Source organism: Actinomyces sp. S4-C9, from assembly GCF_000758775.1.
Taxonomy (GTDB): Bacteria; Actinomycetota; Actinomycetes; order Actinomycetales; family Actinomycetaceae; genus Gleimia; species Gleimia europaea.
Genome location: NZ_JRMU01000023.1, coordinates 11,904 through 36,663, shown reverse-complemented (window position 1 = coordinate 36,663; position 24,760 = coordinate 11,904). Strand labels below are relative to the sequence as shown.

Below are 24,760 nucleotides of genomic sequence, written 5' to 3'. Positions count from 1 at the left end.
CACCCTCCCAGGCCACTACTACGCGCCCGAAACTACCAGCTTCTAAAGAACTGTACTCGTTGGGAAAACAGCTGCTAAGGGTTAAAAACACAGGCCAAGCCCTGGCCTGGCTGGCCAACTACCAGGCCTGGGACCAGTACTGGAGCGGGTTTCTAGCCGAGAAAACCCTCACTGCTACAGGGTGGGTCTACACTCATGAGCGCCTAGTCGGAGTACGTAACAGTATTAACAAGCTCATCAGTCGTGGCGTATTGTTCACATTTTGTGACCCCGCCTGGCAAATGCCAATGCCGGCTATGAATAACCAAATCGAAGGCGTGATCAACTCACCTCTTCGCCAAATGCTACGCAATCATCGCGGTATGCGCCTAACTAGGCGCATCAAAGCAATCTTTTGGTGGTGCTACATGCACACCGAGGACCCGCTACCAGCGGCGCAAATCCTTAAAACCATGCCCACTGACATCGATATAGAAAACGCCTGGCAACAAGCCAGCCTTGAACACCAAACCGACGGGATCATCCCAAAATGGGGAGACGCCATCGCATGGAACGAACTACACCACTCCACCCCATACAACAACACCTGGGACTAACCCCCCCAGCAACACAATTTGTCCTATAACCCCAACCCGGCCCGAGAAGCAGGTGCGATCCCTGGCGGAACTCACCTCAGACTGGCGTACCCGTGCAACGCGCTTACTCGGTCAAGATGCAACCCGGTGGGCACAAGACGTTGCAGTGAACCCTCCCGCGATGTTGTTGCGTGCTGATGATGTGCCCCTCGTTGTGATTGCTGAGATCGGGCAGGCAGTGGTGGAGGCCGTGGGTGAGAAACTGTCAACGTGGCGGCGCTGGAACCTGCACGCCGAAGCATCCCGTCAACTCATGGGATGGCGCTTCGCCTCTATGGTGGATCGTGAAGCGATCACCGGGCTTGTGGTCGATTCGGCCGAGAACGCATCGCTACGTCTGACACCGCCTGAACTAGCGTCGAGCCCTGTCGTCTTCCAACGAGATGATGGCACGAGCCGGTTCCGCCCGAAGCACTCCACCGTGTATTCCTCCGAAACCCTGCTTCAAGCAGAAGACCGCCTCCTGCAACGTGCCCGCGCCACGGTGTCACCGACTGTGGCGCTTACGACGGTCGAGCAGATCACCCCTCTTCCTGATGATGATGGGCGGATGCTAAGCGATGACCAAGCGACGGCACTCGCGTCGATCGCGGTGTCCGGGCGAACTATCGACGTGCTTGTGGGGGCAGCCGGTGCCGGGAAGACCACCGCGATGAACGCGCTCCGCCGTGCATGGGAAGCCGAACACAGAGCCGGTTCGGTTGTTGGCCTCGCACCGTCAGCTGTCGCAGCAGAAGTTCTCGCTGAAGATCTCGGTATCGCTACAGAAAACACTGCGAAGTGGTGGCACAACCACCTCACTCACGGCACCACGTTCACGGCTGGTCAGCTCGTGATCATTGACGAAGCGAGCCTTGCCGGTACTCATTCACTGGATCGCATCACAGGATTTGCCGAAACGGCGGGCGCGAAGGTACTGCTCGTTGGCGACTATGCGCAACTGCAATCCGTAGACGCCGGTGGGGCGTTCGCGCTGCTGGCCGGTGACCGGAACGACGCACCCGAACTGATCGATATTCACCGGTTCAGCAACGAGTTGGAAAAGACCGCATCCTTTGATCTTCGGCACGGCCGCACCGACATCATCAACACCTATATCGATCATGACCGCATCCACGACGGTGACGAAGATGCTATGACAGATGCTGCTTATGCAGCTTGGCGTGAAGACACCGCGGCGGGACTCATGTCGGTGTTGATCGCGGAGACCAATGAGACTGTCACCGCACTCAATAACCGTGCCCGCGCCGATCTGATTCTTGACGGTAGGCTGCGCCCGAGTCGTGAGGTGGAACTCAACGACGGGTCGATAGCAGGTATTGGGGACACGATCATTACTCGACGTAACGACAGGCGACTGCGCACGAAGGACACATGGGTGCGCAACGGTGGACGTTGGCAAATCACCCAGGTCCGTGACGACGGCTCGCTCACCGTACGGGCCGTCGGGCGTCGTTTTGGCGGCGCGATCGTGCTGCCTGCCGTGTACGTGTCTGAGCATGTTGATCTTGGCTACGCCGTCACGGCACACCGGGCACAAGGCATCACGACCGACGCCGCGCACACGGTTGTGACCGCGACAACAACACGGGAGAACTTCTACGTCGCAATGACCCGCGGCCGCAACGCCAACCACGCCTATGTCGCCGTAAACCAACCCGATGATGCTCACAGCCAGCCCCACCCTGGCGATAACACCGATGCCACCGCCAGGTCCGTGCTCTACGGAGTCATGCAACACGTCGGCGCTGAACTCTCCGCACACGAAACCATCACGGCAGAGCAGGAACAGTGGGGCTCGATCGCCCAACTCGCCGCGGAGTACGAGACGATCGCGCAAGCCGCCCAACACGACCGGTGGGCGACGCTACTACATGCAAGTGGCCTCACACTCCAACAGACGGAAGACGTACTTGCCTCCGATGCGTATGGTGCACTATCGGCGGAGTTGCGACGAGCGGAAGCCAATCACCACGATGTTGACCGGCTCCTGCCACGCCTCGTACAAGCCCGCAGCGTCGAAGACGCAGATGACATCGCCTCGGTACTGCACGCCCGACTCGCCAAAGCCAGCGCCCGCCCAGCCGGATCAGGACGGACGCGCAAACAGCCACGCCTGATCGCAGGACTCATCCCACCCGCAGACGGAACCATGAGCCCAGAAATGCGGCAGGCACTCAATGCGCGACACCAGCTGATCGAGCAACGCGCTGATGCACTCGTTGACCAAGCCGTCGATGAAACAGCCGATTGGGTGCAGCCGCTCCTCCCAAAACGTCAGAACGAGGACATGATGACTCGTTGGCGTCGCCGTGCGCGCGTGATCGCCGCCTACCGCGACCGACACCAAATCACCAGCACCGACCCGCTTGGACCGGTACCCGAGCGCACCGCACAGAAGATCGACTATGCCCGCGCACACGCTGCCGTCACGCAACTCCAAGCATCCGTCGAGCAACCTCCACACCGTGAACAGCAGCGACAGGTCAACCGAACCCTCGGACTCTGAGGCCGAGAAGGTCTCGGGCTTCCCTCCTGTCAGTGCTTCGTCGTATCCTGGTGACAGAGGCGGATACTCATTCCAACGCGCCACTTGTGGCAGACCCTCCAGGTCACTCTTCAACGAATCGCCTCGTCGGAGTTGTTTGTGCGATGGAGAGGAACGAGATCGTGATCCGCTTGCTCTGGACTGGAAGCGTCCATACCCGAAATTTTCTGCGTCGGTACATGCCGACCAATATCCTGCTTGATGCGATCCGCACCCCATGCGGTCTCAAATGGGGTGTGCCTGCGATGCTGTTGGCGATCCCATACTTCTTGATCGCGGCAATCCTGGTACAGGCCATCAATGATGGCGGCCCGGCTTGGCTCAATGTGCTTGTCCTGTTGAGCATTTGGAACGGGCTCAAGATGTTGTGGATCGGTCCGTTGAGTCTGATGCTGTTTGTGCGTCTCCAGGTCAACCGGCTCAAGGCCAGACCCAGGAATCAGCAGAGGACCAAGCATATGTCTGGCGAGGATGCTGAATATCGTGATTTAGAAACGGCGCACTGATCCGCGTCGTTATCTACACATGCAGCTCGAGGCCAAACGATCCGTGTTGCGATCGCTGATCTCGTGGGTTCCGTCAGAGATCACGGTGAGCTGAATGAGCGGCACGAGCATGTGCCGAGTAGCTGTCCATACGGAATGCCTTGGCGCTGAGTTGTTGTATCGAGCCGGAAGGCGGCTGTTTCTCGGAAAGCGCCCGTACGTCGTTGGCGTTGGTCACGACACTGGCGATGCCCTGGGCAATGAGTCGATGTGGGCCATAACTCGTGGCACTTGTCACCGGCCCGGGAACCTCACCGACGCTGCGCCCCAGCGAGTATGCCTGTTGAGCCACCAGCAGCGAGCCCGACCGTGAACCGGCTTCAATGATCGTCGTTGAACCCGAAAGTGCAGCTTCGATGCGGGCACGGGCCATGAACCGTGCTCGTGTCGGCGTGGCTCCCGGCGGCTGCCCGCTCACCAACAATCCGACATCGCTCACAAGTTCATGCAGATCTCGATGACCCGCTGGGTATGGACGGTCAATTCCACCGGCCATCACCGCAATCGTATGACCCGCAACAGCCAACGCAGACCGGTGAACTTCACCATCTATACCGTATGCGCCACCAGCAACAATCACTTTCCCGTCACTGGCAAGGTCAGCAGAGATCTCGTTTGCGACCTGGACGCCGTAGCTGGTTGCCGCACGTGCACCGGTGATCGTAAAGCGATCGCTCACTGGCATTGAGAGTAGTGACTTCTCGCCTTTGACCCAGAGGACATATGGAGCACCGTCGCCGAGATCGTGGAGCGACGCCGGATAGTTGTCATCGCTGGGAATAAGCGTCTTGAAGCCACCACGTTCTGTGAGGTCGAGCGCTTCTTGGATCAGTCGTGGTTCCACCCGGGGCAGCAAGCGTTTACGCCACAGCTGAGCTTCCACGTTATCCAAACCGGGAACCGGTGCGTCGTCGGCAAGCAGCATGACAGTGTTGACTGCGCCGTGAACCGCAAGGAGATGCCCCGTTGTCGCATCAGTGGGGTCCATGATCACGGTCAGGGCGATCCGTGCCGCACGTTCATCCGTCACGAATGTCAAGAGCGTGTCCAAGTTCCCGGTCCCTTCGTCGTTGAAGGGAAGGTGAGCTACCAACGCCATCATTACCTAACGTTCAGAATCTTTCATCAGACATTATTTGGCCATACTCGCATCGAACAACCGCCCCAGTTTTTACAGCGGCTGGCTGTCAGGCTGGTGGGAAAATCTGTCGTCCAGTAGGGTGAAGGTAAGTCCAGTTCACGGAAGATGCGGGAAGATGTCAGAAGACAACGAAATCTTGACGGCTGACGAAGCTTCGGCTTTGCTGCGGGTGTCGACTAAGACAGTCCTTGCGCTTGCACGAGCAGGTACATTGCCTGGCGAAAAAGTAGGACGTGCTTGGCGTTTTTTGAAGAGTGACGTTTTGAGATACGTGAGTGGGTCAAGTGAGTCGAGGGGTGGAGTGGCGGATGATAAATAGATTCAGGTCGACTTTTCGACGCTACGACACCACAAACCTTTGTAGAATACCTCTCTGTTTTCAGCGTCCGATTTTACCCACCTTTACTCTCGGAAGAGGCTGCTGCTCATGTTAGACACTTCGACTTGGCCAATCGTTGAACTTGATGTGCTGAAAGACATACGTTTAGATCCGAAGAATGTTCGCCTCGAAATCGCTGATGCGAAAGTCGAGGCAGATATTATTGAAGACCTATTCGTCAATGAGGACGCTCTAGGACTTGTTGAAGGCATCTGCAAAATTGGGTATCTGACGCATGAAACACCTGTAGTTCTTGATCGGCAAGGTAAGTACGTGATGGTCGAGGGGAATAGACGACTTGCCGCGCTTAAGTCAATTCAAAACCCTATGTTGGTGCCAGATTACCAAGCTCGAATTAGCGCTTTGGCAAAACAGTTACCTGATAGGTCGTCTCTGGCGAAAATTCGGGTCATGATTGCTCCTAGTCAAGACGAAGCGGACCAACTTATCGCTGCCATACATACTGGAAACTTAAGGCGAGCATGGACCCCCAGCAGGCAGGCAGCGTTTTTTCAAGCTCAGATCGACTCTGGCCGCACTCTGAATGAGCTGGTTTCTCGCTATCCGACGATTGACGTCACTAAGTTTGTTCGTCGCGCGTTATTCATTAACTTGTTCAAGTCCGTGCAATTTGACGATCCTGAGTTGCAAGACTTCTTGAATACTAAGAAGTGGGCTCGCGGACTTTCTACACTCGCGCGTATCTATGAGTCGAAAGAATTCGTTGAGCTGATTGGCCTGACAATGCAGTCAGATGGGACGCTCTCGAAAATAGTGTCCGACGAGGTCTTCAAAGAAGTGGCGACCGAAATTGTACGAGGCATGTTCGAAGAGAACATCAACACTCGAAGCCTGAATTCAGTAAAAAGTCCTCGATACACCCAATTAATGGCCGAATTGCGGCGAATAGTAGCATCAGCTCCAGATACCCAGCTCGCTGGTTCGTCTTCAGGAGATCCTGACCATACTGTCGGGGCTGGTGCCAACTTGGGTGTCGCGCCGAGTGGAGGGGACGGCAGCTCATCTGCGGCAAGAGCCACAGGTAGTGGATCGTCGCCTACCGCGAATACCTCCCGGACAAAGTCACCTGCGAGAAATTCACCAGTGAAGAAGAAAGCTAAACCCCGAAACTTAGATTTGGGTCAAGTAAAGGCCCCAGATGCCTACCCGGAAGCCTTAAAACTTCTCCTAGGAGAGCTGTCTGAAGTTGACGTGCAAAAGTTTCCGAATGTGACATTTCTGGCGATTCGAGCAGTCCTAGAAAAATCAATTAAGGCTTTCGCGGAATACAAAACGATCGACATAGGTAAAACTAAACACAACAATAAAGGTCGCGTGCAATTAGGTAACGCGTTGAGTTGGCTTCTCGACCACGTAAACACCAACGGTCCGAGTCATTTGAAACAACCAATCAAGAGGGTCCAAACCGGCTTCCTTGTAACCTACACCTCGACCGCTGACTCGTTAAACGCTATAAATCACAATCATCATTTTAATGTTGACAGAGATCAAGCATTTGCGATGTGGTCGTCGATTGAATCAATCATGAGATATTTGATGAAACCATGAGCGCTGTAAATATTAGTGTGACGAGCAGGCGCCCCCGCATTTCCCCGCTACGTTACCCAGGCGGGAAGTCCGCCCTATATTCCCGACTGAGGAAACTCATTCGAGACATGGACATGGCGGGCTGTACTTACGTTGAGCCTTACGCCGGTGGAGTTGGGGCAGGTCTAAGCCTACTTGTTACAGGGCAAGTGGAGAAGGTCGTCATTAATGATCTCGATCCGGCGATTTACTCGTTCTGGCTGACGGTCAAGGAACATCCAGAGTACTTGATCGAACAGATTCAAAGCGTCTCTTTAGACGTGAACGAATGGCGTAGACAACGCGAGATATATCGAGCCGTCGACACAAGCAATACCAAAGAATTGGGTTTCGCTACATTTTTCTTGAATCGAACTAATCGTTCGGGCATCCTCAATGGTGGCCCAATCGGTGGGCTGGAACAAACCGGAAATTATAAGATCGATGCTCGGTTCAATCGCGACGGTCTTACAGAGCGAATGCGAATTCTGGCACTTTACGCCGACAGTATCATCGCAACTAGACAAGACGGCAAAGATGTGATCGCCCAATTTGCAAGCCAGAATGATGCTTTTATATATGCCGACCCACCCTATTTCGAGAAGGCTGGCTCTCTCTATCTCAACGCTTTTACAGCAGAGGATCATGTTCACTTAGCGGAGATATTAAATAATTTCGCTACTAGTCGATGGATTTTAACCTACGATAACGCCCCTCAGGTCGCTGAACTATATGCAGAGCGACGTCGGAGAGAGTTCCAGTTGAATTACTCCGCTCACCGAGTCGTGAAGGCTACTGAAGTAGCAGTGTTATCTGACAGCCTTCCAGAGATTGGAGAAGGTTGGAAGATTGACGCATAACACTAGAAGCTCCTACTTTAGAGTGTTGAGTTATCTAGAAATATGCACTCATCTTTCGACGACCTTTGGGTCGAATTGTGCCCCCATTAGCTACCACTGCTGAGCGAACTGCTTCGTCGCCGATTCCCAACTGCGCTGCTACTTGACTGAGCGTGAGGCCCCCGGCGTAGAGGCGTGCCGCCTCACTTCGTAGCTGTTGTGAATGTTCCGGTGCTCTGCTCGGATGACCCGCTCGCCGAGCAATCTCTCGCACCGTCGCCCGATGGACGTTGAACCTTGTTGCCAGCTCCTGAACCGCCAACTACACGGCACCAGCTCTCTACTACGAGCCGGTTCCAATGCACTCCCATATGGAAGCCGCCATACATGCCCGGATACGAGAACCACATGTGTTCGAGGGGCTCGAGACCGATCACTTCAGTTGTCACCGGTCGATACTTCACAGGGCCAAGAACTGAGGTTCGTTCCTTTATCAGATCGTCGAGACGCTTGTCCCATGCTGCATACTTTTCAAGTTCATGCTCTGAAGGAGTGCGAACTGTCAAGACATCTTGGAGATGCAGATGATTTCGGCGTAGTGCAATGTCTATGGGTCTGTCTCCATCGGCCGTTCTAAGTGATCGCCATGCTCCAAGTTCGATCAGCTTCTCAGCAACTTCCACCGGAGCCCCATTCCAAGCAACCTGGTGCAGCGGAGCAAACCAAGAAGACCCAGTTACACGCCATTGGTTCGCAGTCATCCAAAAGCTTTCAGTAACCATCTCAATAACCGTGTCCCAGTCTCCATCCCTAGCGGCATTCGCCAGCAGATTTGATAGGTCAACAAACTCAGATTTCAAGTGCTCCGTATCAACTAGTCCCGGCCAGATCGGCGTGTCCGACATTCCAATCTCCTCTCGACGTTTTACACCTTCTCATTAGGTCTATCCAAAGGATACGGAAGGCATAGGACATTAATTTAGGATGTCGTGACACATCCGTTGATGGATGTCTTGAGACATCTACAGGCCGGTCGAGCAGAACAGGGACGAACGATGTCCTGAAACCAAACACCTCTGGGCCCACAGTAGCCCGCGCTAATGCGCGGGTTTTTCTGTTGCCGCGTGGGTGGTCCAGTTTGCTTCCAAGGATTCGCCCGTATAAAAGGGTGTGGCCCCGCTTGTGCGGAGCCACACCTAGAGCCGATCGGGTATGGGGAATCAACCTCATCGGCTAAGTAGGTTCCCGTTAGGATTGACTATTGCCGTCCTTTGGAGGCTCCGGCCGGGGATCTTGTCTCTCCTTTCGGGTTTCAGCCTGCGGGTCCGCTAGGTGCAGACCAACAGATTCCCTAGAGCCAGCGCCACCCATTGTGTGACCTTGAACTAGCTTGCCAGAGGTGCCCTCCGCCGCCAGTTTCGCCTGCCCAACGTGCTCCGGTACTGAATCGCCCACGTCTAGACTTGCGCGCAATACCTCGTTCTTGCGTTCAACATCTAAGAAGAACAGCAAACCAAGAATGAGCAGGTTCGCGATCATCGGAATCCACAGGTACATAAATGAGATCATCTGTAGTGCAGATTCGCTTTGTACGCTGGCTTTACCGTCGTACCCGCCATATTCCAGCAACCATCCAGCAACAGCTGTGCCAATGCCAGAACCAATCTTTACGCCGAGTGAGGAACAGGAGAACATCATTCCGTCGATGCGCTTCTTTGTGCGCAAGAACGTGTTCTCACTGATCTCCGCAATAAGGGCGTTGAGAGTTCCTTGCAATGGGCTCATGCCGAGGGAGGCGAGTCCAGAGAAGAACAGCATCAGCGGGATAGATCCCATCATTGCAGCGAATACTACGCCTAGGCGGCCAAGGACGGCAACGACATAGCCGACGATAGTAACCGGTTGCATTCGTCCAATCTTTTGCACTACCAACGGCGTTACAAGAAGACCTACGATGAGAGGAATGTTGATTGCCCACGCAAATACGCCCAGTAGGTTTGCATTACCCAGAATGTAGGTCATGAAGTAAATGCCCATGTTCAGCGTGGCGGTGAAGAACTGCATCAAGATGAAGCAAACCACAATGATCACGTAGTAACGATTTCCAAGGAGCTTAAGCGCCTCAAGGAAGCTGAGCTCGTCATCCTTCGCCGCTTCCGAGTCTCCCTCAGCCAGCTCAGTGGGGGACAGCTCCTTAACTGAAAATACAGCCAACGAGTTGGACAGGATGCCGATGATGGCGTAAATGATCGCCATGTTACGCCACGCAGCTGCATCGCCTCCCATAGCCTGTACAGCTCCAACCGTAACCGTCTGGATCGTCAGGCTCGTGCCAAAAGCGAAGATGAAGCGGATTGAACCCATCTGCACGCGCTCGGCCCTGTTCTTCGTAATAAGGGCGGTCAAAGCAGCGTAGGCGATGTTATTAGCGGTGTAGAATACTGCGTTTAACAAAGTGTAGGTGATGAAGAACCACGCGTACTGTGCGGTTGCCCCTAAAGAAGTTGGGATAGCGAAAATCAACACCAACATGGCAGCACAACCGAAGAACGCATAGAACATCCATGGTCGCGCCTTACCCATCTTGGAGTGGGTTTTGTCCATCAAACGCCCAAAGATGATGTCAGAGAAGCCATCGAAGAACTTCGACAACATCATTAGAGTGCCAATAATTCCCGCGTTCATTCCCACAGTGTCCGTGAGGTATATCATTACGAACGCTGAGAGGAAGGCATAAACAACGTTTCCTGCGATGTCGCCAGAACCGTAGCCTACTTTGTTGTACCACTTAAGGTATTTCTTTTCTTCCATGGCTTATCGTCTCCTTGCTCAGACAGAAACCTTGAATGTGAATGAGAAGTTAGTTGTCTCAAAATCGACTCGGTACTGCTTAAGTAACTTCGGCCCGCAGCTTTGCGAACCGATGCCAGCGTGAAGGTGATCGACGCACAAGATTGTGCAGTCAGCTTCTTCCAGCGTGAAATAGTGTGTTTTAGCAGTTAGCTCTTCCTGAGTGAAATAAGAAGCGTTGAAAGAAAAGACGTTCTCGCTGCCCACTTCTACGCACAGGTCTTCGCCGCGTAGTGCCAAGTAGTCACAATCTGACCGCAAACCATTTTCTTGGGGTCGCAAGTAGGAAACGAACAGGTCGGCAATGTCGGATGTGAACTGGTCATGCCAAGCGCTACGACGCTTATCAATGTAGTTTTCGTGTGGGCCAAGTCCCGCCCAGTGAGCCTGCTGCAATGATTTGTCGAAGAAGAAGCGCAGCCCAAGGCGAGGCAGTTCAGGAAACTGCGTGTCCCTTTGGACTTTCGCATTCACCTGGATGATTCCATTAGGCTTAACAATCCAGTCGATGTTGGCCTTCAAAGTCGGTTGGACTGATTTTGACACCAGGGCTACGTGGCTACTCACGATTACGCCACTTTCGCCGGTTGAGACTCTTACTTTGTACGCATGTGGGTAGGTGCGGTCATAGCGTGCACGTTCCCAAAGTGGGCGGATGTACATGTCATTATCGGTAGGTGCCCTCCAGATATTGAGCTCGGAAGGCCGAGTCAGTAGGTTCTTCCCACTCCTAGATATTGCTGTGAGCATCCCGGTGTGACGCGAAAATGTATAGCTAAACTCGCTGGCTTCCACAAGTATTTCCAGTGGTGTTTCCTGCACTTTGGTGGTACTTGAAACTTGGGTTTGGCTGGCCTCTTTCACCAGTTCGAGGGCGCGCGGAGTATGCGGTTTTGTATTGGAGAGGGCAGACTCGTCAATGCCAAGCAAATGCCCCGGTTCAAGGAAAGCAAGGGGACGAGTGAGGATGGTTTCCACCCGTAAATAGCATCGGCCTTCAGCGGGAATGTCTACCGACAACGGGAGGGTGATGGTCTCGTGGGCTGGCAAACTCGGAAGTGTTAGTTCGCCGCGCTCTTGAACGCCATCCACAACTTTGATCCACTCTAGGCGAGCATAGTCAGCTGCATTTAGGTGGTCGGCAGTGTTGGTTACATGGAGTTGTCCACCTGCATGGTCATATTCGCAGCGAAGCGGACGGTATACATTTTTTGCCTCGAGCAAACCAATGTGAGGCACCCGATATGGAGATACCAAGCCGTCTACACAGAAGTTACCGTCGTGAGGATCTTCCCCGCTATCACCGCCGTAGAGTAGATTTCCGGCTTCGTCTTTCACAGCATGGTCACACCACTCCCATATGAATCCGCCACACATGCGAGGGTCGGCTTCAACCATAGCCCAAAAGTCCTCTAAGTCGCCCGGACCGTTGCCCATCGCATGACAGTATTCGACTAAAAGGAATGGCTTATCGCCCAGTTCGTTCAAATACTTTGTGATATCGGTAAGCGGCGGATACATCCGGGCGTAAAGGTCGATGTTGCGGTAGTCGTACTTTCGGTCAGTGGAACGGTAGAACGCGCTTTCGTAGTGCGTCACGCGGCTGGGGTCAAAATTTTTAACCCATTCCAATGCGATTTCGAACGTTTGCCCATAGGCGCACTCATTGCCCGCAGACCAAGAGAAAATACTAGGCCGGTTCTTTTCTGAGTGGATGCACCTTTCCATCCTGTCCATCGTGGAGGCTATCCAATCGGGGTTGTCAGCGATGGGCTTGTTCCAATGCTCCACAATGTTTTCTTCAGACTCATCTGCCAATAGCCGATTTCTAGTACCGTGGCTTTCATTGTCTGCCTCGCTCATGACATAAAAACCGGCTTCATCGCACAAATGGTAGAACTGGGGACAGTTAGGGTAGTGGGCGGTGCGAATAGCGTTAATATTGTGCTCGCGCATTAGACGTAAGTCTCGTTTAATGTGCTCAACAGAAACTACTGGACCGGTGTCTGGGTCAGAATCGTGCCGATTGACGCCCTTTAGTTTTATAGCAGTGCCGTTCAACTTCAAGACGCCGTTTTCAATGCTCACTTCCCTGATGCCAACGGTTTCTGTGATTACTTCCGCATCCGTTTCCATTACCAACCGATACAAAAACGGGTCACCGGGATGCCACATGCGTGGGTTTTGGACAGTGAATTGCGCCGTGTGGGTGTAAATCCCCGCGTCATCGGTGTAGGGGGTCAAGGTGGCGCTGCCGATCTCGTCCTCGTCGCGAAGTAAAGTGGCGTTCACTGGCAGCGAGTTGTCAGCGAAGTTTGCGCGCACAGTTACCTCAGCATTGTGTCCTCTCATTTCGGTAGTTACGAAATAATCGTTTAGGTGTGATTCAGGGCGGGATAATAGGTAAACGTCGCGGATGATGCCGGCAGTGCGGAACTTGTCCTGGTCTTCTAAATAACTTCCGTCACACCATTTGAAAACCAAAACGGCCAGCGTATTTTCGCCGTCTTTCAAAAACTGCGTGACGTCAAAGGCAGATTGGGCGTGTGTTATCTGCGAATAGCCCACATACTGCCCGTTCACCCACACGTAAAAGCAAGAATCAACGCCTTCGAATACCAGGTGAGCTTGCGGCGCTGCCGGGTCTTCGCGGTAGTTGAATACGTGTCGGTACGCGCCCGCCGGGTTGTTGTGCGGAACGTGTGGAGGGTCGAACGGGAACGGGTAGTTGATGTTCGTGTACTGGTGGTCATCCCAGCCGTTGAATTGCCATGCCCCTGGAACGGGAATCGTGTTTTCGAGGTCAGTGCTTTCAGGCGCAAAAAAGCGCTCGGGTACCGCTTCCAGGTTTGGGTAGTATCCGAAACTCCACTGGCCATTTAAAAGTTGGAAACGGTCTGAGTGTTCGCGATCCAAATTAAAGTTACGTTCGCACTTATTCCCGTTGTGATAAAGATTTGGGGAAATAGGAATGTAGTAGGCGCGAGGTTTCAGCGTATTTTCATGCAAAACGTTCAAATCTCGATGGTGAACCTGTAACTGCATTATTTCTCCTGTCAATGCATTAGCGGCCGGCCATTAGCACCTCGCGGTGTTATCGATGCCACACGTTATGATAACGATAACACTGGATCGAGTTGCGTAGGTCACAAATCGATCTTTTCTATCTGATAGGCTTCATGGGTGACAGGAACAGAAAAGCGGGAAGGTGGGGCCGCTTCCATTCACGACGTGGCGCGGGCGGCGAACGTCTCCGCTCAAACCGTTTCGCGCGTGACACGCGGACATAAAAATGTTTCCGAGCCTACCCGTATGCGGGTTCTCAAAGCCATATCCGAACTCGGATACACCCCCAATCGCACCGCGCAGGCATTGCGCACGGGTTCCTACGGAGTTATTGGGTTGCTAACCCAAGAGATCCGCCGCACTGGCGAGGCTCATACCGCTAACGGTGTGATCGATAGGGCCGCCCAGTTAGGCTATTCGGTCACTTTAGTTCAAGTGGAGCATCCGCACACTCCCCAGGTTCATAAAGCGGTATCTTTGCTCTCCCAAGAAGATATTGATGGCCTTGTCATTGTGCAGGCGGGAGATGCCAATGCCAATCAGCTTTCACTACCTCCTAACCTGCCTGTTGCTTCCTCGGATTCTAATCTGGTGCATGTGCATCCTTCAGCCTCTGCTGATCAAGTAGGGGGTGTGCGCAAGGCCGTGAATCATCTATTAGACCTAGGCCACCGCACTGTTTATCATGTGCGCGGCCCGCAGCATTCGCGTTCCGCCCAGGTTCGTGAATCGGTTTGGCGCGATGTTTTGACAAAAGAAAATCGGCAGATTCCGCCCATAATCTTGGGGGATTGGAGCGCGAAGTCAGGGTATGAAGCGGGTAAGGAAATAGCGCAAAACCCCGATGTTACCGCAGTATTTTGTGCTAACGATGAAGTTGCATTGGGCCTTATTCGAGCGCTACATGAACGAAATAGACGAGTGCCCGAGGACGTTTCTGTGATCGGGTTTGACGGGATCGAACTGGCGGAGTTTTCTTTCCCGTCCCTGTCCACCGTGAAACAGGATTTTTATGGGGCTGGCGTTGGAATGGTCAATCTGATCCACCGTCATATCCAAGGAGAAACCGAGAACCTGCACATAACGATCCCAACCCAACTTATTCTCCGCGGTTCGACCGCTGCCCCATCCGCACCCTAGATAAGGCGCCTTATTTAAAACCGTAACCAACAATCATCGTTGGGGATGGGGGAGTCTTTTGAAAATCAAAACGCAAAGGGTATTTGCGTTGAGCGCAGGCAGTTCTTCGATAGTCTCAGTACATGCTTAATGTTGCGCAGATTATGGAAATTATGGAGGCCCGCTATCCGCAGCGCCTCCAAGAGTCGTGGGATAAGAACGGCCTAATCGTTGGGGATCCTGAGCAGAAGGTGAGCAAGATCCTCCTGGCTGTTGATCCCGTTGCCGAAACGGTTGCGCAGGCAATCGAGGACGGTTACGACATGCTTATTACGCACCATCCTCTATATCTGCGCGGCACCAGCTTCGTGTCGCGTTTAGATTACAAGGGCAGGATTGTGCACGACCTCATCAAATCTGACGTGGCCCTCATGAACGCACACACCAACGCTGATTCGGCGGCGCGCGGCGTGGCATGGGCTCTTGCGCAGGCGGTCGGTATCGAAGGTGAACCGTTTGATCCCATCGACGAGGACGAGGCGGGAACCGCTCGCGGTTTGGGCCGCATCGGCAAGCTCGAAGCGCCGCAAACACTACGCGAGTTCGCTGACCGAGTGGCAAAAGCCCTCCCCGCTGGCCCGCACGGCATATTCGTGGGTGCGCCCGGCAATGATCTTGAGACGTCGGTAAGCACTGTTGCCGTATCAGGAGGGTCTGGCGACTCCTTCCTCGCGCGCGCCCGCGAGCTTGGGGCCGATGTATACGTCACCGCGGACCTGCGTCACCATCCGGCCGGTGAACACCTCGAAGAAGGTGGCCCGGCCCTCATCTGCGGTTCGCATTGGGCAACTGAATGGCTGTGGCTACCACACTTGGCAGATGATCTTGAAGAAGCCGCCGCAGATGCGGGCGTGCAGCTACAGGTAGATGTCTCGCGATTTGTTACCGAACCGTGGAACCTGCACCTGGAAACCCTTGGATAAACTATTGGGGTAGGGCGCGTCAGCCTAATACACTTGATTAGAATTAAAAGCACTACCTAGTGAAAGAGCGGGCATAGTGAAAGCTTCAAAAGCGGACCAGGTGAAACTTCTTGAACTACAACAGGTTGACACGCGGATCTTGCAGTTGCGCGCGGCCCGCAGTATACACCCGGCGGTCAAAGTGCTCGACGCCCTTGAGGGGCGAAAAGCTGACCTGGAACGCGCAAAAGTGACCGCGCGCTCCGCCGCAACGGACGCAAACCGTGAAGTGAAGCGGGTTGAGAATGATCTGGAGCGCCTCACCTCCCGTCAAGACGTGATGAGCGAGCGCCTCGCGGCAGGCGAAGGATCTCACAAAGACCTCACTGCCATGCAGCACGAGCTGAACCAGATGGCCCAGCGCCGCAACGTCCTCGAAAATGAACTGATCGACGTTATGGCTTCGTTCGAGGCCGCGCAGGAAACCGTTTCGGAACTAGACCGCCAGACCGAAGCCGTTGGAACCGATGAGCAGGCCGCAATCGCGCAGCTTCAAGATGCGATGGGCGAGGTCGAAGCTGAGCTTAACGAAAAGCTTGCAAAACGTGACGAACTTGCAGGCGAAATCGACTCTGAGTTGCTGGATGAATACGAGTACTACCGCGAGCGCACGGGTGGCATCGGCGTGTACGAGGCGAAGGGCCGCCAAATCGTGGGCATGGTTGTGGATCTTCCTGAATCGGAATGGCATGACATCACGATGCTTGCCGAGGATGAAGTGCTCATGTCCGACGAGCTTGAAGCAATCATCGTCAAAACCGAGTAGGCGCTAGCTCGTCACAATCACGAGCTCGAGAAAATCGCGGCGTTGTCTAACTTCGACGCCCGTAAAATCGGCGCCGGTCAGTGAACGCGCGGTATCGAGCACAAAATCGATGGACCCGTCAGCCTCGCTCGCGTGCTCCAATAGAGCGCCAGCGAGGATTCCGCGGTATTTCTTCGCATTGTGTGAAACCACGGTGCGTTTCCCGTCGCGTTCGCGCACCGCATTCACTCGGATGAGGTCACATTCGGCGGACGTGCCCGGCCAGGCTTTTTGATACGCACCAGAGCGGGCATCAACCACTACGCGATGGTGGGCGTGCTGTCCCATGAGGGTTTCTAGGTGCTTCTTCCACCATGGGGCAAGATTGCCTAGACCCGGTAGTTTCGTATCCATTGATAGGCGGTAGGGCGGGATGGGGCAGGCCAGGTCTACCACTCCGAATAGGGCAGATTGAACCCAGATCTCAAAGTCCGGGCTCGCCGTGTACTGCGCGCCGATCTCGCCAAATCGGCCAGCTTCGTAAAGTACGCCTGAATAAACTTGCCAAGCGGGGCCAGCTTGCGCTGACCGCAGGTGTTTGTTCGCTTCAACCTCGTCGGCAATGGTCTTGCCTACTTTTAGGATTTCCAGGGCGTCGCGTCGCGCAGAAGTTTCAATCAAGCAATCGAGCACGCTCTGGCGTGCATCTGCGAGCTGCATGGAAAACGGGGCGATCGCGTCGGCATCAAAATTGACGGTCGAGGCGGGAAGGGTCTTGCCTTCGGATGGAGGTAAAAGTACAAGCATGCGTCCAACTCTAGTAGACTTGAGCGGCGGAGAAGATGGCTGGATGGCCGCGACATTGTCGAGGAACGTCCGGACTCCACAGGACACGGTGGTGGCTAACGGCCACCCGGGGTGACTCGCGGGATAGTGCCACAGAAAACAAACCGCCCGTTTTTGGGTAAGGGTGCAAAGGTGGTGTAAGAGACCACCGCGGCCCAGGTGACTGGGCCGGCAGGGTAAACCCCACCGGGAGCAAAACCAAGCAGCGTGCCGGGCTGTCCGTCCAAAGCGCGCGGGTAGGTTGCTAGAGGCCGCTGGTAACAACGGCCCGAGATAGATGGCCATCGAAGGGGCTTCGCCCTGGAACAGAATCCGGCTTACAGGCCGTCTTCTCCGCCTTTACTTAAACGCGCCGCCCTCAGATATTAATGAATGAGGGCGGCGCAATTTATAAGCGATCTATGCGGTTAGGTAGCGTTTGGCCAGAGCCGCAGCCCCTACAATGCCCGCAGTGTTGAATAGCTTGGCGGGAACCATGGGCGTTTTGATGTCGATGCGCGGCATGAACTGGTCATGCTTCTTAGACACGCCGCCACCCACTACAAACAGGTCGGGAGTGAACAGCATCTCCAGGTGGGAATAGTACTTGGTGAGCCGCTTCGCCCACTTCTTAAACGACAGGCCTTCAGCCGTGCGCACTCCCGATGAGGCCCGGGATTCCGCATCGTAACCATCAATCTCAACGTGGCCGAGCTCCGTATTCGGCTGCAGTTGTCCGTTGTAGATCATCGCGGTACCAATGCCGGTGCCGAGCGTGGTAACAATAACGAGGCCATCAACGCCCTTGGCTGCGCCGTAAACAACTTCGGCATAACCGGCGGCATCTGCATCATTGACGGGATAGACCTTGCGGCCAAGTTCTGCTTCCATCAGCTCGATGACGTTCACGCCTTCCCACGACTTGTGCAAGTTAGCCATGAACAGAACCACGCCGTGCGAGACAGGGGCGGGGAACGTGATGCCAACAGGCATGGCAGCAGGCAAATCAAACTGGTCAATCAGTTCTTTACAGGTTTGCGCTACGGCTTTGGGAGTGGACTTTTTTGGCGTAGGAATGCGCACGCGCTCCGTGGCGAACTCGCCGGTGTCAAGGTTGACCACGGCTCCCTTGATGCCGGATCCGCCAATGTCTATGCCAAAAGCAAGGTTTTGTTCCACTGCTTGTTCCATGGTGTGCTCCTTAGTTTTAGCGCAGGGTGAGGATCTCGGCGCCGTCCTCGGTAACTGCGATCGTGTGTTCAAACTGGGCGGTACGAGATCGGTCTTTGGTGACAACCGTCCAGTCGTCGTCCCACTGCTCCCATTCGATAGAACCGAGAGTGAGCATTGGCTCAACGGTGAAGACCATGCCAACTTCCATTATTTCGGTTGCGCGCGGCGAATCATAGTGAGGGATGATGAGGCCGGAATGAAAGGCTTCGCCAACGCCATGCCCCGTGTAGTCGCGCACCACACCGTAGTCGAAGCGCTTAGCATACTTTTCAATGACCCGACCAATCACGTTGATTTCACGGCCGGGCGCTATTGCCTTAATTCCGCGATACATAGCTTTCTCGGTGCGCTCGCAAAGCAGGCGAGATTCCTCATCAACCTCACCAACGGTAAACATGGCGCAAGTGTCGCCGTGCACCCCGTCGATGTAGGCGGTTACATCGATGTTGACAATGTCGCCCTCTTCTAGGGGGCGCGAGTCGGGGATCCCGTGGCAAATTACTTCATTGATAGAGGTGCAACACGATTTCTTGAAGCCCATGTAGTCAAGGCAGGAAGGGTAGGCGTCTTGCCCGATGATGTAGTCGTGAACTATTTGATCCAAGTGGTCAGTGGTTACACCAGGTGCTACAGCCTCGCCGGCTTTAGCTAGCGCATCGGCCGCGATTTTGCCGGCCCGGCGGATCTTCACAATGGTTTCAGGCATTTTGATATCAGAGGTGGTGACCACCTCGGGCCCGTCATGAAACAGGTATTCGGGTCGTTCAATGTGGTCTGGGACGTGTCGCTTAGGAGAGATGAGTCCCGGTTTCGTGTTGCCGAGCGGAGCGCGAAGCGCTAGCTGTGATGCGGAGGTCATGAATCTTGCTCTCTAGTTGGTTTTGTAATGGTCTGGGCCGGGGAAGGATCCGTCCTTCACTTCTTCGGTGTAGGCAGTAACCGCGTCTTTTAGGCTTTCGCGAAGGTTTGCAAACTTCTTGACGAAGCTCGGCACCCACTCGTACATGCCGGCCATGTCTGCCCAGACAAGTACCTGCCCGTCCGTGTCCGGTCCCGCTCCAATCCCAATGGTAGGAACATGCAGGGCATCGGTCACGGCTTTGGCAACCGGGGCGGGTACGAGTTCGAGGACGATGGCAACCGCGCCAGCTGCTTGTAGGGCAAGCGCGTCGTCAATCATCTTCTGCTTCGCTTCGCCGCGCCCTTGCATTCGGGGGCCTCCCAGGGCGTTTTCTGACTGCGGTGTGAATCCAAGGTGCCCCACAACGGGGATGCCCGCTTGGGTTAGTAGTGCGACGGTGTGAGCGATTTCAGCGCCCCCCTCGAGCTTGACGGCATTGGCTCCAACACGGATTAGGCGAACAGCATTATCGAATGCTTCCTTCGAGTCCGCCTCATACGCTCCAAACGGCAGGTCTGCCACAACGATTGGCCGGTTTACGGAGCGAGCCACAGCCGCGGTTGCGCGTTCCATGTCTTCCATGAGGACGGGAATGGTTGAACCGTAGCCCAGCTGAACGTTGCCGTAACTGTCTCCAACGAGGATCATGTCCACGCCGGCTTCTTCAAAAATGGGCGCGGTGAGGGCGTCGTAAGCGGTTATCATCGTAAGTTTGCGACCGGCACTTTTAGCCATCGCAAGGTGATGCATGCGCCACTTCTTCGGTTCTTTGAACGATTCTTGGGCTGTATCTACACTCGTCATGTTTTCAATTATGCGCGGTAGCGCGCAAAAGTCACTTCATGTGTTTTGCAAGCTATGGGTTTGTCTAGCAAATTGGAACAATTCCGCAGTTAGAGGCCTTAGGCGCTAGTCTGGTAGTCGTTGATAAGCGACAAGGATTGATATGTCGAACGTTGATGAGAATGTAGAAGTAAACCCTTTGGACGCTGGGCAAATGGATGCGGCTGTGCAGCGTGCTTTGGAGGCTATTGGTAGTGCTTCGACTCTAGAGGAATTGGCGCAGGCCAAGCGGGAGCACTTCGGTGATGGGTCTGCGGTGGCGCTTGCAAGTCGCGCAATCGGTGGACTCCCGGGGGCACAGAAGGCAACCGCAGGTAAGGCGGTTGGAAAGGCGCGCTCTGCAATCACCGCCGCTCTCGATGAGCGAAAGGCCTTGTTGGAGGCTGAAGAAGAAGCTCGCGTTTTGGCCATGGAGGCTGTGGATGTAACCGCTCCGGTAAAGCGTCAGCCCGAGGGCGCGCGTCACCCGCTTCAGGTTTTGATTGAAGAGGTGGCGGATTTCTTTACTTCGATGGGCTGGGAGATAGGCGAGGGGCCGGAGGTTGAACACGAGTGGTTCAACTTCGACGCGTTGAACTTTGACATTGATCACCCTGCAAGGCAGATGCAGGACACGTTCTATATCGATGGTCGCTCGGTTGGCGGCGAGACTGAGGGTGATGCGAATCTAGTGCTTCGCACGCACACGTCGCCCGTCCAGGCACGTTTGTTGCTTTCGCATGATTTGCCCCTGTACGTAGCGGTGCCGGGCAAGGTGTTCCGTTCCGATGAGCTTGACGCCACGCACACTCCCGTATTTCACCAGGTGGAGGGCCTCGCGGTGGATAAGGGGCTAACGATGGCGCACTTGAAGGGCACTTTGGACCACTTTGCGAAGGCAATGTTTGGCCCCGAGGCCAAGACTCGTCTGCGCCCGTCGTTCTTCCCATTTACGGAACCGTCCGCAGAGATGGACCTTTGGTTCCCGCAGAAGAAGGGCGGCGCCGGCTGGATTGAGTGGGGCGGTTGCGGCATGGTCAACCCGAACGTGCTACGCGCCTGCGGTATCGATCCTGATGAATACACGGGCTTCGCTTTTGGCATGGGGCTTGAGCGCACCTTGATGTTGCGCCACGAGATTGCTGACATGCATGACATTGTGGAGGGCGATCAAAGATTCTCCCTCCAGTTCGGAACAACGGGGAAGGGGAACTAAGAATGCCAAACGTACCGATTTCTTGGCTTCGCGATCATGTGGAGGTTCTCCCCGGCACTGATGCGCAGCGCCTCGCCTCCGATCTGGTGAAGGTTGGTTTGGAAGAAGAGACGATTCACCGTGCAGCTGTGCAAGGCCCGCTGGTGGTTGGTCGTGTCCTTACGTTGGAAGCTAAAGAGCAGTCCAACGGCAAGATTATTAACTACTGCCGCGTGGATGTTGGCGTTCAGAATGATGCGCCCGGTGAGGGCAAAGAGCCTTCGGATCTGCCCTCACGCGGCATTATTTGCGGTGCCCATAACTTCAAAGTTGGAGACCTGGTTGCCGTTGTCCTTCCTGGTGGCGTCCTTCCGGGTGATTTCGTTATCTCTGCACGTAAGACCTACGGCCACATTTCTGACGGCATGATTTGTTCAGAACGCGAACTTGGCCTGTCGGATGAGCACGATGGAATTATCGTGCTTACAGAAAAATTTGACGAAAGCGAGATTCCTGCACCAGGTGAGGACGTTATTGGTCTGCTCGGCCTGGGTGAAGAACTGTTGGAAATCAATGTCACGCCAGATCGAGGCTACTGTTTTTCCATGCGCGGGGTCGCAAGGGAATACTCGCATTCGACAGGAGCGGAGTTCACAGACCCAGGTCTGGCTCAAAACCTAAGGACACAGCCTCCGGCTGCTAACACTGAAGGTTTCAAGATCGAGGTTGATGATAGCTCTCCGATTCATGGCAGGGTAGGTTGCGATAGGTTCGTTACCCGCATCGTGCGTGGTATCAACCCAAATGCGCCGACGCCGGCATGGATGGTTAAGCGTCTGGAAGCGATGGGGATGCGCTCCATCTCGTTACCGGTCGACATCACCAACTACGTGATGTTAGATCTCGGCCAACCGCTACACGCATACGATTTGGCGGCGCTCGCGGAGCCTATAGTGGTGCGCCGCGCGAACGGTGGCGAGACCCTCGTGACCCTCGATGAGGTCGAACGCAAGCTCGATTCGGAAGACCTTCTGATTACCGATAGCCCTAACGGCCAGCGCGGTAGCCGGATTCTTGGTCTGGCTGGTGTGATGGGTGGCCAGTATTCAGAAGTTGAGGAGGCCACTACTGACGTTTTGGTTGAGGCCGCGTACTTCCACGCTGTCTCTATTGCGCGTACATCGCGGCGCCACAAGATTCCTTCGGAGGCTGCAAAACGCTTTGAACGAGGGGTGGATCCAGAGCTCCCGCCGGTTGCAGCACAACGCGTGGTTGATTTGCTGGTTGAGTACGGCGGTGGAGTAGCGGATTCTCCGGTTACCGATTACAACGAGGTTCCCAGGCGCGAAGCTATCGAGATGAAGCTGTCTGAACCGGCTCGCTTGACGGGCGTGGAGTATGGTGAGCAGCGGGTTATCGAGCTTCTCGAAACGATTGGTGCAACGGTCGAACGCCGTGAAAATGTGCTTTCCGTGACGGCCCCCTCCTGGAGGCCAGATTTGACTGAGCCTTGTGACCTTGTGGAAGAGATTGCGCGCCTTGACGGCTACGACAATATCGAACCGGTACTGCCTAAGGCACCAGCCGGCGTTGGATTGCCCAAGGCGCAGGTGGCTCGCCGGTTCGCGGCGCGCACGCTTGCAGACCGCGGTTTTGTCGAGGTGGGATCCTACCCATTTATTGGTGACGCGCACGATCGCCAGCGCATTCTGGATGGCGATGAGCGTAGAGAGGTGGTTACTCTTCGCAACCCGCTAGTGGATGGCGCGCCAAATATGCGCTCTTCCATCATCGATACGCTACTGGAAACGGCGCAGCGCAACGCTGCCCGCGGCGCTCAATCAGTTCGCGTTTTCGAGCTGGGCATGGTTACGCGCCCGCAGGGTACGAAGCCTTCTCCTATTCCTTCGGCAGAGCAACGTCCGAGTGGCCGTGAGATCGGAGCTCTTCATCGCGGAACTCCTAAACAGCCGTGGCACCTTGGTCTCGTTGCCGGTGGATCAGCAGTTGGCAGTGCCATTCGCGCAGGGGCTCGGGACTTCGATTGGGCTGATGTTTTAGAAGCGGCTCTCGCCGTCGGTTCTGCTTTGGGCGTGCAGGTAGAGGTTGCGCCGCTGTACCGCGATCCGCAGGTTCAGTTGCCCCACGGAAAGCCTGCTCCGAAGCCGGTTGCTACCCCGGAGGAAGCCGCTCCGTGGCACCCGGGCCGCTGTGCAGTGCTGTTCGTCAGGCAGAAAAAGAATTTGGTTGAAGTTGGTCGCGCGGGCGAGCTTCATCCGGCCGTGGTTAAGGAATACGGTTTGCCTAAGCGGTCGGGCGCACTTGAGCTAGATCTCGATGCGTTGATCAAGGCGATGCCGGCCAATCCGATTACGGTTTCTTCCGTTTCCACTTTCCCCGTGGTGAAGGAAGATATTGCCGTTGTGCTGGATGCGGATATTCCCGCCTCGATGGTAGTTGATGCGATCTACGCTGCCGGGGGAGATTTGCTGGAAGGCGTGGAGTTGTTCGACGAGTACCGTGGTTCGCAAATCGATGAAGGCAAGCGATCGTTGGCGTTCGCGCTCCGGATGCGCGCTGCTGACCACACATTGAAGTCGGATGAGACGGCAAAGGTCAGGGAAGCGATAATCACACGTCTTTCTAACCAGCTTGGCGCAAAACTGCGCGCCTAGCTTGTTGCGGGGGAGTTCGCACTTTGATTTTGGTGTGAACTCCCCGCCTAAAACTGTGCTATCGGCATTAAATAGGGCAAACTAGAGCTATGAAGATTTTGGTTGTATGGGCATCTCGCCACGGATCTACCCGTGACATCGCCAATGCGATTTACGAGGAGCTGCGTAGCGAAGGTGTTGATGTAGACATTGTCAATGCTGCGGATGTGAAGGATATTTCTGAGTATGGCGGTGTTGTGCTCGGTTCTTCCGTTCACATGACGCAGTGGGAAGAGTCGATGCGTACCTTCATGAAGGAGCATCAAGCGGAGTTGTTTGAGAAGCATCTGTGGACGTTCTCTGCGGGGCTGTCTTCAGTTCCCACAGGGCTCGTGAAGGATCCGGCTCGCGTGGGCGCCACCCAGATCGGTGTGCAACCGCGGATGAATAAGCAATTCTCAGGATGTCTCGACCCGTCCAAGCTGACGTTGCGTGAGCGCACGATTGCTCGTCTTGGCGGCGCAGTTGAAGGCGACTTCCGCGATTGGGATGACATTCGTGGGTGGGCGCGCTCTGTTGCTAAAGATGTAAAGTCTCTGAGCTGAGACTATCCCCGGCTCGTTTTCGGGTCGGGGATTCACTATATAAACACTT

At 54.9% G+C, this 24,760-nt stretch carries 19 protein-coding genes, 1 other RNA gene and 1 pseudogene; 12 read left to right on the top strand and 9 right to left on the bottom strand.

Annotated elements, in window-relative coordinates; translation table 11 throughout:
• A pseudogene (locus tag HMPREF1628_RS09215) lies at positions 1 to 596 on the top strand (IS256-like element ISSlgl1 family transposase); the annotation flags it as partial.
• A 145-nt stretch (positions 597 to 741) separates the two neighbouring features.
• Entirely contained in the window at positions 742 to 3,144 is a 2,403-nt protein-coding gene (locus tag HMPREF1628_RS08355; RefSeq protein ID WP_232219428.1) for an ATP-dependent DNA helicase, read from the top strand.
• A gap of 110 nt (positions 3,145 to 3,254) precedes the next feature.
• Here the strand turns inward: HMPREF1628_RS08355 and HMPREF1628_RS09045 are convergent, their stop codons facing one another.
• Complete coding sequence (locus HMPREF1628_RS09045) at positions 3,255 to 3,641, bottom strand: hypothetical protein (RefSeq protein ID WP_156956954.1); 387 nt, start codon at positions 3,639 to 3,641, stop codon at positions 3,255 to 3,257.
• A gap of 121 nt (positions 3,642 to 3,762) precedes the next feature.
• A complete protein-coding gene (locus HMPREF1628_RS08345) occupies positions 3,763 to 4,830 on the bottom strand; it encodes a DNA-processing protein DprA (protein ID WP_052039029.1) in 1,068 nt (355 codons plus the stop codon).
• Between the two features lie 154 nt (positions 4,831 to 4,984).
• On the opposite strand from HMPREF1628_RS08345, the gene HMPREF1628_RS09310 reads away from it, so the two are divergent.
• From HMPREF1628_RS09310 to HMPREF1628_RS08330, 3 genes are all read left to right on the top strand, one after another.
• Positions 4,985 to 5,188, top strand: a complete 204-nt coding sequence (locus tag HMPREF1628_RS09310) for a helix-turn-helix domain-containing protein (protein WP_034511009.1) — start codon at positions 4,985 to 4,987, stop codon at positions 5,186 to 5,188.
• Between the two features lie 108 nt (positions 5,189 to 5,296).
• Positions 5,297 to 6,817 (top strand): hypothetical protein, encoded by a 1,521-nt coding sequence (locus tag HMPREF1628_RS08335; RefSeq protein ID WP_034511006.1) that lies wholly within the window; start codon positions 5,297 to 5,299, stop codon positions 6,815 to 6,817.
• Entirely contained in the window at positions 6,814 to 7,695 is an 882-nt protein-coding gene (locus HMPREF1628_RS08330; RefSeq protein WP_034511003.1) for a DNA adenine methylase, read from the top strand. Before HMPREF1628_RS08335 ends, HMPREF1628_RS08330 begins: the two co-directional genes overlap by 4 nt.
• A gap of 182 nt (positions 7,696 to 7,877) precedes the next feature.
• Here the strand turns inward: HMPREF1628_RS08330 and HMPREF1628_RS08320 are convergent, their stop codons facing one another.
• The 3 genes from HMPREF1628_RS08320 to HMPREF1628_RS08310 all read right to left on the bottom strand — a co-directional run bounded on the left by HMPREF1628_RS08320 (position 7,878) and on the right by HMPREF1628_RS08310 (position 13,569).
• Positions 7,878 to 8,579 (bottom strand): hypothetical protein, encoded by a 702-nt coding sequence (locus HMPREF1628_RS08320; protein ID WP_198030433.1) that lies wholly within the window; start codon positions 8,577 to 8,579, stop codon positions 7,878 to 7,880.
• Between the two features lie 343 nt (positions 8,580 to 8,922).
• Entirely contained in the window at positions 8,923 to 10,485 is a 1,563-nt protein-coding gene (locus HMPREF1628_RS08315; RefSeq protein WP_034510997.1) for an MFS transporter, read from the bottom strand.
• Positions 10,486 to 10,503: 18 nt separating this feature from the next.
• Positions 10,504 to 13,569 (bottom strand): glycoside hydrolase family 2 TIM barrel-domain containing protein, encoded by a 3,066-nt coding sequence (locus HMPREF1628_RS08310; RefSeq protein WP_034510994.1) that lies wholly within the window; start codon positions 13,567 to 13,569, stop codon positions 10,504 to 10,506.
• A gap of 138 nt (positions 13,570 to 13,707) precedes the next feature.
• Here HMPREF1628_RS08310 and HMPREF1628_RS08305 point away from each other — a divergent pair, with 138 nt between their 5' ends.
• From HMPREF1628_RS08305 to HMPREF1628_RS08295, 3 genes are all read left to right on the top strand, one after another.
• Positions 13,708 to 14,730, top strand: coding sequence for a LacI family DNA-binding transcriptional regulator (locus tag HMPREF1628_RS08305; RefSeq protein WP_232219426.1), 1,023 nt, complete (start codon positions 13,708 to 13,710; stop codon positions 14,728 to 14,730).
• Positions 14,731 to 14,852: 122 nt separating this feature from the next.
• Positions 14,853 to 15,692, top strand: coding sequence for a Nif3-like dinuclear metal center hexameric protein (locus tag HMPREF1628_RS08300; protein ID WP_034510991.1), 840 nt, complete (start codon positions 14,853 to 14,855; stop codon positions 15,690 to 15,692).
• Between the two features lie 76 nt (positions 15,693 to 15,768).
• A complete protein-coding gene (locus HMPREF1628_RS08295; protein WP_034510987.1) occupies positions 15,769 to 16,497 on the top strand; it encodes a zinc ribbon domain-containing protein in 729 nt (242 codons plus the stop codon).
• 3 nt (positions 16,498 to 16,500) lie between these two features.
• Here HMPREF1628_RS08295 and HMPREF1628_RS08290 read toward each other — a convergent pair whose 3' ends face one another.
• Positions 16,501 to 17,283: a YaaA family protein gene (locus HMPREF1628_RS08290; RefSeq protein WP_052039028.1), complete on the bottom strand. Its 783-nt coding sequence runs from the start codon at positions 17,281 to 17,283 to the stop codon at positions 16,501 to 16,503.
• Positions 17,284 to 17,314: 31 nt separating this feature from the next.
• Between HMPREF1628_RS08290 and rnpB the strand changes: the two genes are divergently transcribed.
• An RNA gene (rnpB, locus tag HMPREF1628_RS08765) (RNase P RNA component class A) lies at positions 17,315 to 17,658 on the top strand.
• A 63-nt stretch (positions 17,659 to 17,721) separates the two neighbouring features.
• Here the strand turns inward: rnpB and ppgK are convergent.
• The 3 genes from ppgK to panB are packed head-to-tail and all read right to left on the bottom strand — an operon-like array spanning position 17,722 to position 20,239.
• On the bottom strand, positions 17,722 to 18,492 hold the full coding sequence (gene ppgK, locus HMPREF1628_RS08285; protein ID WP_034510982.1) for a polyphosphate--glucose phosphotransferase: 771 nt from the start codon (positions 18,490 to 18,492) through the stop codon (positions 17,722 to 17,724).
• 16 nt (positions 18,493 to 18,508) lie between these two features.
• The gene (gene map / locus HMPREF1628_RS08280; RefSeq protein ID WP_034510979.1) at positions 18,509 to 19,393 is read right to left on the bottom strand and encodes a type I methionyl aminopeptidase; all 885 of its coding nucleotides are present in this window, start codon (positions 19,391 to 19,393) and stop codon (positions 18,509 to 18,511) included.
• A 12-nt stretch (positions 19,394 to 19,405) separates the two neighbouring features.
• The gene (gene panB, locus HMPREF1628_RS08275; RefSeq protein ID WP_034510976.1) at positions 19,406 to 20,239 is read right to left on the bottom strand and encodes a 3-methyl-2-oxobutanoate hydroxymethyltransferase; all 834 of its coding nucleotides are present in this window, start codon (positions 20,237 to 20,239) and stop codon (positions 19,406 to 19,408) included.
• 142 nt (positions 20,240 to 20,381) lie between these two features.
• Between panB and pheS the strand changes: the two genes are divergently transcribed.
• From pheS to HMPREF1628_RS08260, 3 genes are all read left to right on the top strand, one after another.
• Positions 20,382 to 21,473 carry a phenylalanine--tRNA ligase subunit alpha gene (gene pheS / locus HMPREF1628_RS08270; RefSeq protein ID WP_034510971.1) on the top strand — a complete coding sequence of 364 codons (1,092 nt, stop codon included), beginning with the start codon at positions 20,382 to 20,384 and terminating at the stop codon, positions 21,471 to 21,473.
• Positions 21,474 to 21,475: 2 nt separating this feature from the next.
• Entirely contained in the window at positions 21,476 to 24,127 is a 2,652-nt protein-coding gene (gene pheT, locus HMPREF1628_RS08265; RefSeq protein WP_034510967.1) for a phenylalanine--tRNA ligase subunit beta, read from the top strand.
• A gap of 89 nt (positions 24,128 to 24,216) precedes the next feature.
• Positions 24,217 to 24,711: a flavodoxin domain-containing protein gene (locus HMPREF1628_RS08260; protein ID WP_034510964.1), complete on the top strand. Its 495-nt coding sequence runs from the start codon at positions 24,217 to 24,219 to the stop codon at positions 24,709 to 24,711.
• Positions 24,712 to 24,760: the final 49 nt, after the last annotated feature.

Coding starts and splice junctions, on each gene's coding strand:
- HMPREF1628_RS08330 (WP_034511003.1), top strand. CDS start 6,814: ATGAGCGCTGTAAATATTAGTGTGACGAGCAGGCGCCCCCGCATTTCC.
- HMPREF1628_RS08290 (WP_052039028.1), bottom strand. CDS start 17,283: ATGCTTGTACTTTTACCTCCATCCGAAGGCAAGACCCTTCCCGCCTCG.
- HMPREF1628_RS08260 (WP_034510964.1), top strand. CDS start 24,217: ATGAAGATTTTGGTTGTATGGGCATCTCGCCACGGATCTACCCGTGAC.
- pheT (WP_034510967.1), top strand. CDS start 21,476: ATGCCAAACGTACCGATTTCTTGGCTTCGCGATCATGTGGAGGTTCTC.
- HMPREF1628_RS08335 (WP_034511006.1), top strand. CDS start 5,297: ATGTTAGACACTTCGACTTGGCCAATCGTTGAACTTGATGTGCTGAAA.
- panB (WP_034510976.1), bottom strand. CDS start 20,239: ATGACGAGTGTAGATACAGCCCAAGAATCGTTCAAAGAACCGAAGAAG.
- HMPREF1628_RS08345 (WP_052039029.1), bottom strand. CDS start 4,830: ATGATGGCGTTGGTAGCTCACCTTCCCTTCAACGACGAAGGGACCGGG.
- map (WP_034510979.1), bottom strand. CDS start 19,393: ATGACCTCCGCATCACAGCTAGCGCTTCGCGCTCCGCTCGGCAACACG.
- HMPREF1628_RS08320 (WP_198030433.1), bottom strand. CDS start 8,579: ATGTCGGACACGCCGATCTGGCCGGGACTAGTTGATACGGAGCACTTG.
- HMPREF1628_RS09045 (WP_156956954.1), bottom strand. CDS start 3,641: ATGCTTGGTCCTCTGCTGATTCCTGGGTCTGGCCTTGAGCCGGTTGAC.
- HMPREF1628_RS09310 (WP_034511009.1), top strand. CDS start 4,985: ATGTCAGAAGACAACGAAATCTTGACGGCTGACGAAGCTTCGGCTTTG.
- HMPREF1628_RS08310 (WP_034510994.1), bottom strand. CDS start 13,569: ATGCAGTTACAGGTTCACCATCGAGATTTGAACGTTTTGCATGAAAAT.
- pheS (WP_034510971.1), top strand. CDS start 20,382: ATGTCGAACGTTGATGAGAATGTAGAAGTAAACCCTTTGGACGCTGGG.
- HMPREF1628_RS08300 (WP_034510991.1), top strand. CDS start 14,853: ATGCTTAATGTTGCGCAGATTATGGAAATTATGGAGGCCCGCTATCCG.
- ppgK (WP_034510982.1), bottom strand. CDS start 18,492: ATGGAACAAGCAGTGGAACAAAACCTTGCTTTTGGCATAGACATTGGC.
- HMPREF1628_RS08315 (WP_034510997.1), bottom strand. CDS start 10,485: ATGGAAGAAAAGAAATACCTTAAGTGGTACAACAAAGTAGGCTACGGT.